The following is a 13820-nucleotide window of genomic DNA, read 5'->3' as shown; positions in this document are numbered from 1 at the left end:
CCAACAGCGGTTGTGGGCGAACGGGGCTACTCGTGCAGCCAGCAGGCGGCGGTGTGGCCGTGCTGCACCTCGCGCAGTGGCGGTGCCTGCTCGCGGCACACTGGCATGACGTGCGGGCAGCGGGCGGCAAAAGCGCAGCCGCGAATGGTGGCGGTTGGGCTGGGCACCATGCCCTTGATCGGCACCAGCATCTTGCCGGCTTTTTTGCCCAGCACCGGCACCGAGTTCAGCAGGCCAACCGTGTAGGGATGCAGCGGCGAATGAAATATTTCGCGCACAGGCGCTTGCTCGACGATCTTGCCCAGGTACATCACCGCTACCTCGTCGGCAAACTGCGACACCACGCCCAGGTTGTGGGTGATCATAATGATCGACGAGCCGACGTCGCGCTGAAGATCGCGCATCAGGTCGAGAATCTGCGCCTGCACGGTCACATCCAGCGCGGTGGTGGGTTCGTCGGCCACAAGAATGGCGGGGTTGCACGAAAGCGCGAGCGCGATCATGATGCGCTGGCGCATGCCGCCCGAGAGCTGGTGCGGGTATTCGTTCAGGCGGCGCTTGGCGTCGCTGATCTGCACCTTCTGCAACATCTCAAGCGCGCGATCCATTGCAGCCTGCTTGCTGAGCTTCAGGTGGATGCGCACCGCCTCGGCGATCTGCGAGCCGATGGTATAGAGCGGGTTGAGCGAGGTCATTGGTTCCTGAAAGACCATGGCGATCTCGCCGCCGCGAATGGCCCGCATCTGCGCGCCGTTCGGGCGCAGCTTGGCGATGTCGACGGTTTTGCCATCGCTCTGGCGCAGCAGGATCTGCCCGCCCGCAATCTTGCCGGGCGGCGATTTCAGCAGGCGCATAATCGACATGGCGGTGATGCTTTTGCCGCAGCCGCTTTCGCCCACGAGGCCGAGGGTTTGCTGGCGGCCCAGCGCCAGGTTCACGCCATCGACCGCTTTTACCACGCCGCCATCGACATAGAAGTAGGTGCGCAGGTCGTTGAGCTCGAGCACGGGCGGCCCGCCGGGCGTGGGCATGGTCGGCGCGGTGCTGTCACTGGTTGCTTGCATGCTTTTGCTCCATCACCGCGCGCAGCGTTTCCAAGAGGCGGGCCGGCAGCACCGGCTTGACGAGGTAGGCCGCCGCGCCCAGCGCCATGCCGCGCCGCCGCTCATCCAGCACGCTGCACAGCACCAGCGGCACCGCGCGGCGCGTGTGCTCACGCAGGGCGGCGAGAGCCTGCCAGCCGCGCTCGTCGCCATACGAGGGCTCAAGCACAATCGCGCCAAACGTTTCGCCCTGAAGCAGCGCGAGCGCGTCCGGCGCTTCGGCGCATTCCACCACGCGGAACTCGCGGCGCAGCGCGCGCGCATAGAGTTCGCGGGTCGCCGCATCGGGCTCGACGATCAGGACAGCCGGTTGAGAGCTGTGCATCATTGCATATCCATCTGGGCAGAACTGGGTATGCAGGGAGAATAGCGCATTGGCGGCGCGCTGTCTCGCACAAGAGCATGGAGCATTCGGACAAAAGCACGATGCGTGGGGTGGCAAGATGATGGGGTGAGCGGGGGCAGTGTTGAATGTTGAATGTTAAGTGTTGAGTTTGCAGGAGCAGTCGGCAGTTTGCAGGAGCAGTCGGCAGTTTGCAGGGGCAATTTGCAGGGGGCAGTGTTGAGGTTCAGCTACCTTGCAACCTGCAAATCAGGGCGAGGGTTTAGGGTCTGGGGTTTTGGGATTGAGGCTGCACCCTGCAACATGCAAACCTGTAAACCTGCAACCTTCGCAGATCATCGCTCGTAAATCCTAAATTCTCCGTGCCTCTGTGTCTCTGTGGTTCGGAAATCTGTGGCTCGTGCGCTTGCCGCCTCAGCTTTGCTCGCGGTAGCTTTGCGGCGAGCAGCCGACCTGCTTGCGGAACACGCGCCCGAAGTAGCTCGCATCCTCAAAGCCGACTTCGCTCGCAATCGCGGTGATGCTGGCGTCGGTGCCGCGCAGCAGCGTTTTAGCGTGCTGGATGCGATAGCGGTTCAGGTATTCCCACGGCGAAATGCCCAGCTCCTGATGGAAAATCTGCGTCAGGTAGTTTTTGCTGACGCCCAGCGCGCTGGCGATCTCCTGGCGCGACACGCTGTGCATGTGGTGCTGCTGGATGTAGGCAATCGTGCGCTTCACAAGCTGGCTGGTTGGGCGTGCCAGCGCGGTCGCGCCGCTCAGCGCAGCGTGGAGCGCCGCCGCAGTTTCGCCGCCCGAAAGAATATCCTTGCTTTGAAAGGTCACCCGCGCAAAGTCGAGCTGCTGAACATCTTCCAGCGACAGGGCGCGCCCGCTGAGCACCAGCACCGGCACCTGGCGGGTGCGCTCGTCGGCGCGCAGGTGGCGCAGCACCGCAAAGCCATCCACGCCCGGCATGGCAAGGTCGAGTAGCACCAGGCTGGGGGTTTCAGCGGCCAGCAATTCCAGCGCGGCCGCGCCATCGCCTGCGGTGGCGATGGCGTAGCCGGGCAGCGCCTGCGCCACCTGCGCGCGATACAGCTCGCGCGTCTGGGCGTCGTCGTCCACAATCAGCACCGGGCCAGCCACGCCAGCCGGGCGCAGCGCCGCAATTGTTTCGGCCAGCGTGCCAGCCTGAAGTGGCTTGTTGAGCATGCCCGTCAGGCCAAGCGGCTGCGCGCCGTTTTCGTGGCCATACAGCACAAACGGCAGCTGGCACAGGCGCGGGTCATTGCGCAGCTGCTGAATCAGCGCCCACTCGGCCGGCTGCGCGTGGGCGAGATCCCAGGCCAGCAGCGCGGGTTGGCCGCCAGCCAGGGCATCATCCAGCTCCGCGCCCGAAGCGAGCCGCCGAATGATCAGCCCTTTGCGCTGGCCGAGCGCGGCAATCGCCGGCGGCGGGTGCGGCTGCGACGAGATCAGCAGCAGGGTGTCGGCGCCGCTGGTGGGCCGGGCTTGCTCCCCCGCCAGCGCGGGCAGCGGCAGGTAGACGCGGAAAATACTGCCGCGACCGGGAGCGCTTTCCAGCGCCATATGGCCGCGATGCAGCGCCACCAGCCGCCGCGTGATCGTCAGGCCCAGGCCAATGCCGTCGGGGCGGGTTTTGCCGCGCGGCTCGGTCACAAACGGCTCGAAAATGCGCTCCTGCACGTCGGCGGGGATGCCAGCCCCGGTATCGGCAACCCACAAGTGCATGTGCGGCGGCTCAACTTCCGCGCCAAGCGTGATCGTGCCAGCACTGGTGGATTTGCGCGCATTGCTCAGTAAATTCAGCAAAATCTGTCGCAGCCGCACCGGGTCGGCGTGGATGGCGGGCAGGTGTTCGGGCAGGCTCAGGCGGAACTGCACGCCCGGCGCGTCGAAGGTGCCAACCACGCTTTGAAACACCTCGGTGAGAAATGCGCGCGGCGCCAGCGTTTCGGGCCGCAGCTCCAGCGCGCCAATCTCCGCCCGCGACAGGTCGAGCAGGTCGTTGATCAGGCGCAGCAGGTGCTCGCCGCTGTGGTAGATGTGGCGCATGTCGCGGCGGAATGCGGGCGGCAGTGGGGTGGGGTAGGCGTCGGGGCGGTTCAGGGCGGTTTCGCTATAGCCCAGAATGACGTTCAGCGGTGTGCGCAGCTCGTGGCTGACATTCGCCAGCAGGCGCGTTTTCAGGTGGTCGGCCTTTTCGGCGCGCTCGCGGGCGGCCAGCGCATCGCTGTACAGGTCGGCGTTGCGCATGGCAATGCCCAGCTCGTCGGCCATGAGCTGCAGGCCCGCCAGCGACTCGTGCGTTTGCTGCACGACGGTGCGGCTGTGCAGATCGAGCAGGCCAAGCGTGGTTGCGCCAAAGCGGATCGGCACCGCCACGCGTGAGCGCGTCGCCGGCCAGTGGCGGTCGGGCGCGAAACGCTGGCTGCGCTGCGTGTCGGGCAGGAAGACCAGCTCGTTCTGGCCGAGCGCGTGTTCCAGCACGCCATCCTCGCCAAGTGGGATGCGCATGCCGCCGGCCTGCTCGAGAACCAGCGCGTTTTCTTCGGGCTGCCAGAGCAGAAGCTGAACGGTGTCGTAGCCATAGGCGGCGCGAATAAGCTCGGCAATCTCGCGGGCAAGCTGCTGGCGGTTGAGGATGACGCCGATGCGGCGGTGGATTTCCAGCCCCAGCTCAAGCTGCGCCAGCCGCTGCTGCTCTTGCTGGCGGTTGACGCCGACCATGCGGTTGGGCAGCTCGGCGATCGCAATCAGCTTCTGCATGGCAATTTCGGCCACGTTTTCCCGCGTCACCAGGCGCGGCGCATAGCCGAAGTAGGCCGGCAGCGCTTCGCCGCGCGCGCCCTGGCAGGCCAGCTCGACGGCCTGGATGCCAAGCTCGGCGGCGGGCGTATCGACCGTGGCGGCAATGCTGCCGTCGGCAATCGCGGCGAGCGCCAGCGGGTCGCCGTTGATGCCGACGATCACGGTGTTTGCATCGACCAGCCCAAGCGCGCGGCCAGCATCACGGGCGGCCAGCGCCATTGAGTCGGAAAGGCCGAAAATCGCGGCGAGCGGCGCGTGAAACTGCTGCAATGCCGCTTCGATCTGCGGGTAGGCGCGGTCGTAGCGCCAGACGCTGGGGATGTGGTGCAGCTCCATCGCCGGGTAGTGGCTGAGCGCCTCGGAAATGCCCAACAGGCGGCTGCGACCATCTTCGCCATGCGTGGCCAGCAAGCCGCCAACCGCCACTACTTGCCCGCGCTCGTGGGTGCATTCGGCCAGGTAGTCGCCGGCCATGCGCGCAATGTCGTAGAAGCCGCGCGGCGACACAAAGCGCGGGTGGCGCAGGTCGCTTTCGGTGAGCTGCACGACAGGCAGGCCATGCTCAAGCAGGCGGTCGATCATATCGCCGGGCAGCATGGTGCAGATCAGCGCGTCGAGATCGTGGGCGAGCAGTTCGTCCAGCCGCGCGGTCTGCTCGTCGGGCGATTGCAGCGCGCCAAGCGCCAGATCGAGCGACACCAGCTCGAGGCCAAGCTGCTGGCAGCGCTGAAGCACGGCCTCGCGCGCCTGCACCCAGAACGGGTCGGCCGAGCCGATGCGTACGCCGATTCGAAGCGTGTACGACATCATTGTCCTCAAGATACACGGTTGGCTGGAATGCCCCGAATGGTACACCACCGGCGCAGGGTGGTCAAATCGGGCGTGGGAATGGGCTGGAAGAGAACGTATAACCACCAAGGCACGAAGGCACCAAGGTTGAGTATATGGCCTTGATCTTTTCCTTGTGTGCAGTTTTCCGCGCTGCGCGCGGAAAACTGCACACAGAAATAATCAAAAGTACCTTGCTGCCGCAGGCGAAATGCAGCGTAGAAATGTGCAATTGCAAACAGGAAAAGGCAAAAATACGAGTAGTGCCATATTGACAAAATAGCTGCATCTGCTATAATAGTGTCAGTTTGACAATACGTAAGGAGAACATCATGACAACCTCGCAGCTTACGCAAACCGCCCAGCCCTTTCTGGCCTACCTGGACGCATGGTACAATGCGCTGCCCGCCCGCTCGCTCGCCGACGTTGTTGGCACGCAGCCCGAGCGCGTGGCGCTGATTTCGATTGACGTAATCAACGGCTTCTGCACCGAAGGCCCGCTCGCCAGCGCCCGCGTGGGCCGGATCGCGCAGCCTGTGGCCGAGCTGTTTGCCCGCGCGCATGCGCTGGGTGTGCGCGCGCTCGCGCTCACGCAAGACACGCACGACCCGGCGACGCCCGAGTTCAACGCCTACCCGCCCCACTGCCTGCGCGGCACGCCCGAAAGCGAAGCCGTCGATCAGCTCAAGGCGCTGCCGTTCTACGACGAGATCGCGATCTTCCCGAAGAACTCGATCAACTCGCACCTTGGCACCGGTTTTGGCGCGTGGGTGGCCGAAAACCCGCAGTTCGACACCTTTATTGTGGTTGGCGACTGCTCGGATCTGTGCGCGTACCAGGCGGCCATGCAGCTGCGGCTGGAAGCGAATGCCGCGAATATGCAGCGCCGCGTGGTCGTGCCCGCCGACGTGGTCGACACCTTCGATACGCCCGTGGCGGTGGCGCGCGACCTGGGCATTTTCGCGCACGACGGCGATCTGCACCATGTCCTGTTTCTGCACCACATGGCCTCGAACGGTGTCGAGGTGGTGGCCGCGCTGACGTAACCTTTCAAAAGAGGCTCTATGCTCATTTTCTTTGGCACGCGCCAGGTCGTGCGCGACGACAATCGGCCCGGTGGCGGGATGCAGCAGTGCCCGCGCTGCGGCCAGTACGCGATGTTTACGCCGCGCACCGCCCGCACCTACATTCACGTTTTCTGGATTCCAATCATTCCGCTGGGCGCGGCCGAGCTGGTGCTGGAGTGCCAGAACTGCCATACGCGCTTCGCCGTGGCGCGGTAGGGTTGGCAGGTAGGTTGCAGGTTGGCAAGTTAGCAAGTTGAAGGTTTGCAAGTTGAAGGTTCCGTGGTTCTTGGTTCTTGGTTCTGCGGTTCTGCGGTTCTGCGGTTCTGCGGTTCTGCGGTTCTGCGGTTCTATGTGAGGATTTCATGCAGCAGCTTCGCGCAGTGTTAGTTGGTGCCGGGGGAATGGGCCGCGCCTGGGCGAAAAATCTCGCCGCCAGCGCCGACGCCCAGCTGGTGGGCTGGGTCGATATTCGCCCCGACGCCGCCGCGCAGGCCGCCGACGAGCTTGGCCTCGCGGGTGTGGTGCCCGGCACCGAGCTGGATCGCGCCCTGGCCGAGCTGCGCCCCGATTTTGTGGTGGATGTGACCATCCCCGAAGCGCACCACGACGTGACGCTGGCCGCGCTGGCGGCTGGTGTGCCAGTGCTGGGCGAAAAACCAATGGCCGACACCATGGACCGCGCGCGGGCAATGGTCGCGGCGGCCGAGCGCGCCGGCCTGCTGTATATGGTGAGCCAGAGCCGCCGCTACGACGCGCGTTTGCACGCCCTGCGCGAGCTGATTGTCGAGCAGGTTGGCGCGCCCGGCATGCTCACCTCCGATTTTTTCATTGGCGCGCATTTTGGCGGCTTCCGCGATGCCATGCCCAGCCCGCTGCTGCTCGACATGGCGATCCACACCTTCGACGCGGCGCGCTTCCTGAGCGCAGCCGACCCGGTTGCGGTCTACTGCGATGAGTTCAACCCGCCGTGGAGCTGGTACGCCGGCAGCGCGTGCGCCAGCGCAATTTTCGAAATGAGCGGCGGGCTGCGCTACGTCTACCGGGGCAGCTGGTGCGCCGACGGCCAGCCAACCTCGTGGGAAGGCGAGTGGCGCATACTTGGCCCGCACGGCAGCGCCACCTGGGATGGGCATGGCGCGCCGGTGGCCGCAGTGGTCGCCGCCGACGAGGGCTTTTTGCGCCCTGCCACGCCGCACACGCGCGAACCCGACCCGGCCATGCCCACGGGGATCGCCGGCTCGCTGCGCGATTTCGTCCACGCGCTGCGCACAGGCGCAACACCCATGGGCGAGTGCCACGACAACATCAAAAGCCTGGCGATGGTCTTTGGCGCGATCGAGTCGGCGGCGGCGGGGCGGCGCGTGCCAATTGCGGTGTAGTGCGCTTTCAGCGCAGGGTTTAGGGGATGGGGAATAGGGTTTAGTGATTACAATGCAGAAACTCTTTCCTGATTTTCCCATCGCTTTCCTAATAATGCATTAGGGTGGCAACTGCTTTGATCGCATCTTGATGCCGCCGCGCACGCATGCCTGCGCTACACTGATGGCCAGCGAGGGTGGATGCTATCATCGCCCGTTGCGTGGTGGGGTTAGGGGAGGCTGCGCCTCCCCGAGAAATTCCCTTTTTGGCGCTGGTCGCCACGAATGTGGCGGCCAGCGCCAAAAAAGAAGCTATTGTTATCAAAGATATTAAGGAGAAACCGATGCCGGCTGCAATGACCCTCTGCGACCGCTCGGCCGAGCTGGTGCAGGCGTGGAAGCGCTATTTCCCCGAGGAAAGCAGCGTCAAGGTCGTGAACCAGAACATTCTGACGCTGGCGGTCGATGCGCTGGCGGTGCCCGCTAACGCCTTTGGCTTCACCGATAGCGGGGTGGATATGGCGATCAGCCAGGAAATTTTCGACTGGCGGCTGCAAGACACCCTGCGCGCTCAGATCGACCGCGACTTCGATGGCGAGCTGCTGGTGGGGCAGGCGCTGGTGCTGCCAACCAAAAGCGCGCGCCTGCGCTACGTCATCGTCGCGCCGACCATGCGCGTGCCGGCTGATGTCTCGGGCAGCGTGAATGCCTACCTGGCGATGCGCGCGATCCTGCGCGCCGTCGAGGCGCACAACCGCGCCCACAAGCCCAGCCCGAACGACCAGATTCGCTCGCTGGCCATCCCCGGCCTGTGCACCGGCACCGGCAAAATGTCGGCCGAGCGCGCCGCCTACCAGATGTGGAACGCCTACCGCAGCGTGATTATGGGCGAGCTGGACTGGACGAAAACGCTGGAAAAGCAGCTTGAGCACGACCGCAAGTTGCGCCAGCGCTGAGCAGTCGGCAGTGAGCAGCCGGCAGGAAACGGCGCGCGGCGACTTCGGCTGAATGATTCAACAGAAAGAGGTGCGCGGGCGAAACGCATTGCCCGCGCACCTCTTCAGTTTTCACCCTTCACCCTCTCACCCCGTCACGGTTTATGCCACCCCCTGCGCGGCGGCCAGCTCCTGCTGCACCACCTGCACCACCAGGTCATCCAGCCGCTCGACGGTGAACGATTGCGGGTCGACCTGATGCACGGTTGTGTCGCCGGGCGTGCCGCCGTTGGCGCCTTGCTGGTAGGTCAGGAAGATAAAGCGCGCCAGCGTTTGCTGGGCGATCTGGCGCATCACATACTCGGCCTCGTCGCCGCTGTTGCTGGCCGCGATGGTATAGATCTTGATGCCGCGCGCCACAGCCGCCTGCGCTTCCTGCACATAGTCGTAGTCCTGCGCGTAATCGAGGTGCGGCGGCGCATCGGCCACCAGGAAGGTCAGGCGCACGGCGTTGTCGGCCCAGCTCACGCCCTCAATCGCGGCGTGCAAGCCCTCATTCAGCGACTCAGGGTCGTCGCCGCCGCCGCCCGCACTGGTGGCGAGCAGGGTATCGCGGAACTGCGCGACGTCGGCGGTGAAATCGTGCACCTGTGTGACATAGGCGTCGCCACGGTCGCGGTAGGCCACCAGCCCGAAGCGTAACTCGGGGCGCGGCTGGCTTCCGTCGATGCGCTCGGCAATGCTGGCAATCGTCTGCTGAATCTGGCCGATTTCGTCGCCCATGCTGCCAGTTGCGTCAAGCAGAAACAGCACGTCGAGGCGGGGCGCGGCTGGCGCAGCTTCCGCGTCGCGCAGCACAAAGGCCGGCGGGCGCGTTTGGCCGCGTTCCAGCGCACCCTCGGCGCTGCTGTTGCCTTTTTCCACCACAACACGAAGCTGCTGGGCATTGCCCGAAACGCCAGCCACGCGCGGGAAGAAGACAGTTTTGCCGCCGGCAAAGGTCCGGCCTTCAAACACCTGCTGCGCGCCATCGAAGATGCGCACGCGCGCGTCGAGCACCGGCCGGCCAGCGGCGTCGGCCACGCTGAGCAGGTAGCGCTCGCTCACATCGGCCTGGCGCGCGCGAATGCCGGCCGAGCGCTGCACGTAAGCCAGGTAGCTGTCGAAATCGGCGTTGTCGTCCACTTCGCCAGCGCGCAACGGCGTGTACTGCTGCTGCGATGTAACGGGCGCGGGCGTGGGCTGGGGCGCGCTCGACGCGGGCGGGGCGGTGGCGGCCATGCCCACGGCGGCGGCCGGCTCGGTGGCGCTGTCCATGCGCGCCGCAGCTGCGGCAGTTGGGGCCATGGCAGCGGCGGCGGGCGTTGCCATCATCGCAGGAGCTTCAACCGCCACGGTGCCGCCCGCCGACGACGCGGCTGGCATGGGGGTGGGAACTGCGCCAACATTGCTGCTGGCCATGCCGCCGCCGCAAGCCGCCAGCAAGGGCAGCGCCAGCGCCAGCGCCGCCAGCAAGGTCCGGGGTGAAGAAGGAGTAGAACGCATCGCAGACCTCCTGTTCCTGAGCATTTTGTATGTCGTAGCTCAGAGACGGCGGCGGCTGCGAAAGAGTTCCGCTAATCCTCCCAGAAGGGCTTGACCCAGCCACGCCGCGCCAGCTCGGCGCGCATTTCGAGCATGGCTGTGTAGGTCGGCAGGGCGTAGAGCGTCGCGCCGGCGGGCAGCTGCGCCAGCGCGGCATCCAGCGCGCGCGGCAGGTCGGGCTCGCTGCGAATGCGCGCCGGGTCGACGCCGGCATACTTCAGGCGCACCGCCATGTCGCCCGCGCGCGTGCCGCTCACCACGGCGGTAGCCACGCGCCCGGCCAGCCGCTCGAAATCGGCATCCCACAGCCACGAAACGTCGGTGCCGTCGGCGTATTTGTCGTTGATCGCGACGAGGACGTGAAGTGCTGAGTTTTGCGTGCTGAGTTTTGAATTTTGCAGCTCGTCGGTTGTAGCGTCTCCACTGGATGCTGATGACTCCTGATCCCCGACCCCCGACCCATGACCCCCAACGAGCATGCGCACGGTTTCGCTCGCGCCCACCGGGTTTTTGATCAGCGCCATAAACAGCGGCTGCCCGCCCGCGTCAATCCGCTCGATGCGGCCAAACGCCGCGCTAAACTGTTCGAGTGTGGCGCGAATGCGCGCGGGCGCAACGCCCAACAGCAGCCCGGCAGCTGTGGCAGCCAGCGCGTTCAGCGCATTGTAGAGCCCAGGCAGCGGCAGGTTGATTTCCAGCGCGGTGGGCAGTGGCGCGTGGCCGCTGGCGCTCAGCAGCAGGCGCGAGCCGTTCGTGCCGTCGAGGTCGAGCCGCTCCAGCCGGAAGTCGGGCGTGGGCCGGCGCAGGCCGCAATTCGGGCAGGCATAATGCCCAACGTGCGCGTAAAAGCGCGCCGTGTACTCGTAGGGTGTGCCGCAGCGCCGGCAGAACTGCGAGTCGGCGAAGTGCGTGGCGCCGTCGCCAGCGTGGCGCGTATCTTCCAGGCCATAGTAGAACACGCGGGTGTGCAGGTTTTCGCCCAGCGCCGCCACGGCCGGGTCGTCGGCATTCAGCAGCACCGCCGCGTCGGGCGCGAGCTGATCGAGCGCGGCACGCCACGCGTTCGCGATCGTGTCTACCTCGCCATAGCGGTCGAGCTGGTCGCGAAACAGGTTGTGGAGCAGCACCAGGCGCGGGCGTGTTTCGGCGAGCGCCTGCGGCAGCGCGGCCTCGTCGGTTTCGAACAGGCCCATGTCGGCGCGCACCCGCCCACCCAGCGAGCTGCCCGCCAATGCCGTGGCCGTCAGCCCGCTCACAAGGTTTGCGCCAGCGCGATTATGCAGCACGCGGCGGCCATCGTCGTGCAAAATCGCCGCGATCATGCGCGTGGTGGTGGTTTTGCCATTCGTGCCGCCAATCACGGCCACGCCGCCGGGCAGACCGGCGCTCAGCCGGCGCAGGGTGTCGGGCGCGATGCGCCGCGCAACCACGCCCGGCAGGGTTGTGCCGCCGCCGCGCCCTAATGCGCGGCTCGCCAGGCCGGCGGCCTTGCCCGCGCCAATCGCGGCAATCAAACGAAGATCGGGAAAGTTGGGCATAGGGTTCTTTCTTTCGTGCCTGCGGTTGCGTGGTGGCGGCGCTATTCTACCATACCGTGCCCGCAAGCCGGGGCATAGCCCGTGCTGTAGCCTGCCATAGCAGCGAAAGGAGTTCTGCCATGAGCAGCAAGAAATCAAGCTATATCGAGCGCCGCGACGATGTGAATCCAAAAGAAGGCCAGCGCGAGTATGGCGATGTCACCTTTGCCGACCCAACCAACAAAAAATACCCGGTCGATACGCCCGAGCATGTGCGCGCGGCGTGGAGCTATATTCACCATAAAAACAACGCCGCCAAGTACGATGCCGACGAGGTCGAGACGATCAAGGGCCGCATTCGCCGCGCCGCCCAGCAGCATGGCGTCGAACTGAGCGACGGATGAAACGGAAGAATACCACGAAGACACGAAGGCTCGAAGATTTGCTATTTTCTTGGTAGTGAGCCAAATACTGAATCACCAAGAATTTCGCTTGCAGCGAAGCATGGCAGCAATTCCTTGTGACTTTTTTGCGCTGCAGCGCAAAAAAGTCACAAGAAAAAGAGAGTCATCCTTGCCCGCCGCAGGCGTAAAATTCGTCTGAGCAAATACCGCAGCATTGCATAACGAAAGGTCATTATGCCCTCGCACAGCTACGAATTCCTGGCGATTGGCGCGGGGCCGGCCGGCAGTGGCGCAGCCAGCGCAGCCGCACAGGCCGGCCACAGTGTGGCGCTGATCGAGCGCGACAAAATCGGCGGCACATGCCTGAACTACGGCTGCGACCCAACCAAGGCGCTGCTGCACCTGGCCGCGCAGCTTCACGAGGCGCGCAGCGCCGCGCGAGCTGGCCTGCACCTGGGCGACCCGACGGCAGACTGGGAGAAGGTGCAAGCCTACCTGCGCAAAACCATCAATCAGGTGCGCGGCGGCAGCGACGCAGCCACCCGGCGCAAGCTTGGCGGCGAGGGCATCGACGTGTACAAGGGCACGGCGCGCTTTCTCAGCCCGCACGAGGTGCGCGTGAACGGCGAAACCCTGCGTGCCGAGCAAATTCTGGTTGCCACCGGCAGCGTGGCCGCCGCGCCGCCGGTCGAGGGTCTGCACGACGCCGGGTTTATCACCAACAAAGAAGCGGTGAGCTTGCCCGCGCTGCCGCGCCGGCTGGCGATCATCGGCGGCGGGCCGATTGGCGTGGAATTCGCCCAGCTGTTTAGCCGTTTCGGCGTCGAGGTCACGATTCTTGAGCAGTCGGATGAGCTGCTGGCGAAGGACGACCGTGAGCTGGCCGCGCAGCTGTGCGAACTGCTTTCGGGCGAGGGCATCCGCATCGAGGCGGGCGTGGAACTGCACGAGGTGAGTTTAGCGCGCGGCCGCAAGCAGCTGCATTTCAGCCGGCGCGGGCACGCCACCGAGCGCCTGCTCGTCGACGAAATTATGGTTGCGGCAGGGTTTCGCCCGGTGCTCGAAGGGCTTGATCTGCACGCGGCGGGCGTGGAAACCACCGACGCAGGTATTGTTGCGGATGACTTTTTGCGCACCAGTGTGCCGCATATCTGGGCGGCGGGCGACGTGGCGGGCGGCTACAAGTTCACCCATGTGGCCTATGAGCAGGGACGGCTGGTGGCGCACAACGCCTTTGCCGCGCGCGCCCGCCGCTTCGACGCCAGCGTGGTGCCGTGGGTGACCTACACGAGCCCCGAGCTTGCGCACGTTGGCCGCACCGAAGCCGAACTGCGCGACGCCGGCCTGTCGTTCCGCGTGGGCGTGAAGCCGATGCAGGGGATCGAGCGCGCCGTGCTGATGGGTCAGCCCGAGGGTATGGTCAAGCTGCTGGTTGGCAGCGATGGCACAATTCTCGGCGGGCATATCCTGGGCGTCAATGCCGGCGAGCTGATCGCCCCGGTGGCGCTGGCAATGCGCGCGGGCCTCAAGGCTGCCGACCTGGCCGAAACCATTCTGCCCTACCCAACCGTGGCCGAAGGCGTGCGCTGGGCGGCCGAAGAGGCGCTGAAGGGGTAGTTTGCAGGTTGAAAGGTTGCAGGTTGTCAGGTTGCGGGTTGCAAGCCTAATCCTATTCAAATAACCACCAAGACACCAAGGCACCAAGTTTTAGATCTCCGTGCCTCTGTGTCTCTGTGGTAAACTTTCCTGGCGTCCTTTTAGCACTGCTGTCGCACGATGCTGACCCCTGACTCCTTGACTCCTGAATACGGTTCCTTCCCCATCCACTTTCCCGGCGGCTTCGTAGCTAAAAACGCGAGAACAGTGT

Annotated in this window: 11 protein-coding genes; 6 read left to right on the top strand and 5 right to left on the bottom strand. The window is 65.2% G+C overall.

What is annotated here, in order from left to right; translation table 11 throughout:
• Nucleotides 1-26 precede the first annotated feature (26 nt).
• From M1P90_RS29930 to M1P90_RS29920, 3 genes are all read right to left on the bottom strand, one after another.
• A complete protein-coding gene (locus tag M1P90_RS29930) occupies nucleotides 27-1064 on the bottom strand; it encodes an ABC transporter ATP-binding protein (RefSeq protein ID WP_483699363.1) in 1038 nt (345 codons plus the stop codon).
• Nucleotides 1048-1431 carry a response regulator transcription factor gene (locus M1P90_RS29925; RefSeq protein ID WP_483699362.1) on the bottom strand — a complete coding sequence of 128 codons (384 nt, stop codon included), beginning with the start codon at nucleotides 1429-1431 and terminating at the stop codon, nucleotides 1048-1050. The genes M1P90_RS29930 and M1P90_RS29925 overlap by 17 nt, the downstream gene beginning before the upstream one ends.
• Before the next feature lie 429 nt (nucleotides 1432-1860).
• Nucleotides 1861-5067: a helix-turn-helix domain-containing protein gene (locus M1P90_RS29920; RefSeq protein WP_483699361.1), complete on the bottom strand. Its 3207-nt coding sequence runs from the start codon at nucleotides 5065-5067 to the stop codon at nucleotides 1861-1863.
• A gap of 353 nt (nucleotides 5068-5420) precedes the next feature.
• Here M1P90_RS29920 and M1P90_RS29915 point away from each other — a divergent pair, with 353 nt between their 5' ends.
• From M1P90_RS29915 to M1P90_RS29900, 4 genes are all read left to right on the top strand, one after another.
• The gene (locus M1P90_RS29915) at nucleotides 5421-6134 is read left to right on the top strand and encodes an isochorismatase family protein (RefSeq protein ID WP_483699360.1); all 714 of its coding nucleotides are present in this window, start codon (nucleotides 5421-5423) and stop codon (nucleotides 6132-6134) included.
• 18 nt (nucleotides 6135-6152) lie between these two features.
• Complete coding sequence (locus M1P90_RS29910; RefSeq protein WP_483699359.1) at nucleotides 6153-6371, top strand: zinc-ribbon domain-containing protein; 219 nt, start codon at nucleotides 6153-6155, stop codon at nucleotides 6369-6371.
• 146 nt (nucleotides 6372-6517) lie between these two features.
• On the top strand, nucleotides 6518-7534 hold the full coding sequence (locus M1P90_RS29905; protein WP_483699358.1) for a Gfo/Idh/MocA family protein: 1017 nt from the start codon (nucleotides 6518-6520) through the stop codon (nucleotides 7532-7534).
• A 323-nt stretch (nucleotides 7535-7857) separates the two neighbouring features.
• Nucleotides 7858-8469, top strand: a complete 612-nt coding sequence (locus M1P90_RS29900) for a macro domain-containing protein (RefSeq protein WP_483699357.1) — start codon at nucleotides 7858-7860, stop codon at nucleotides 8467-8469.
• Between the two features lie 141 nt (nucleotides 8470-8610).
• On the opposite strand, the gene M1P90_RS29895 is transcribed toward M1P90_RS29900, so the two are convergent.
• Nucleotides 8611-9993: a vWA domain-containing protein gene (locus M1P90_RS29895; RefSeq protein ID WP_483699356.1), complete on the bottom strand. Its 1383-nt coding sequence runs from the start codon at nucleotides 9991-9993 to the stop codon at nucleotides 8611-8613.
• A 71-nt stretch (nucleotides 9994-10064) separates the two neighbouring features.
• Nucleotides 10065-11570 carry a MurT ligase domain-containing protein gene (locus M1P90_RS29890; RefSeq protein ID WP_483699355.1) on the bottom strand — a complete coding sequence of 502 codons (1506 nt, stop codon included), beginning with the start codon at nucleotides 11568-11570 and terminating at the stop codon, nucleotides 10065-10067.
• Between the two features lie 119 nt (nucleotides 11571-11689).
• On the opposite strand from M1P90_RS29890, the gene M1P90_RS29885 reads away from it, so the two are divergent.
• On the top strand, nucleotides 11690-11953 hold the full coding sequence (locus tag M1P90_RS29885) for a DUF6582 domain-containing protein (protein WP_483699354.1): 264 nt from the start codon (nucleotides 11690-11692) through the stop codon (nucleotides 11951-11953).
• A gap of 234 nt (nucleotides 11954-12187) precedes the next feature.
• Nucleotides 12188-13570 (top strand): dihydrolipoyl dehydrogenase family protein, encoded by a 1383-nt coding sequence (locus M1P90_RS29880; RefSeq protein ID WP_483699353.1) that lies wholly within the window; start codon nucleotides 12188-12190, stop codon nucleotides 13568-13570.
• Nucleotides 13571-13820: the final 250 nt, after the last annotated feature.

Source organism: Kouleothrix sp. 19917 (assembly GCF_057073505.1).
This window is presented reverse-complemented; position numbering and strand designations above follow the sequence as displayed.

What these genes read in the sequence shown, in the direction of transcription:
- M1P90_RS29900 (WP_483699357.1), top strand. Translation starts at nt 7,858, where the DNA reads ATGCCGGCTGCAATGACCCTCTGCGACCGCTCGGCCGAGCTGGTGCAG.
- M1P90_RS29925 (WP_483699362.1), bottom strand. Translation starts at nt 1,431, where the DNA reads ATGATGCACAGCTCTCAACCGGCTGTCCTGATCGTCGAGCCCGATGCG.
- M1P90_RS29920 (WP_483699361.1), bottom strand. Translation starts at nt 5,067, where the DNA reads ATGTCGTACACGCTTCGAATCGGCGTACGCATCGGCTCGGCCGACCCG.
- M1P90_RS29905 (WP_483699358.1), top strand. Translation starts at nt 6,518, where the DNA reads ATGCAGCAGCTTCGCGCAGTGTTAGTTGGTGCCGGGGGAATGGGCCGC.
- M1P90_RS29880 (WP_483699353.1), top strand. Translation starts at nt 12,188, where the DNA reads ATGCCCTCGCACAGCTACGAATTCCTGGCGATTGGCGCGGGGCCGGCC.
- M1P90_RS29915 (WP_483699360.1), top strand. Translation starts at nt 5,421, where the DNA reads ATGACAACCTCGCAGCTTACGCAAACCGCCCAGCCCTTTCTGGCCTAC.
- M1P90_RS29885 (WP_483699354.1), top strand. Translation starts at nt 11,690, where the DNA reads ATGAGCAGCAAGAAATCAAGCTATATCGAGCGCCGCGACGATGTGAAT.
- M1P90_RS29890 (WP_483699355.1), bottom strand. Translation starts at nt 11,570, where the DNA reads ATGCCCAACTTTCCCGATCTTCGTTTGATTGCCGCGATTGGCGCGGGC.
- M1P90_RS29930 (WP_483699363.1), bottom strand. Translation starts at nt 1,064, where the DNA reads ATGCAAGCAACCAGTGACAGCACCGCGCCGACCATGCCCACGCCCGGC.
- M1P90_RS29910 (WP_483699359.1), top strand. Translation starts at nt 6,153, where the DNA reads ATGCTCATTTTCTTTGGCACGCGCCAGGTCGTGCGCGACGACAATCGG.
- M1P90_RS29895 (WP_483699356.1), bottom strand. Translation starts at nt 9,993, where the DNA reads ATGCGTTCTACTCCTTCTTCACCCCGGACCTTGCTGGCGGCGCTGGCG.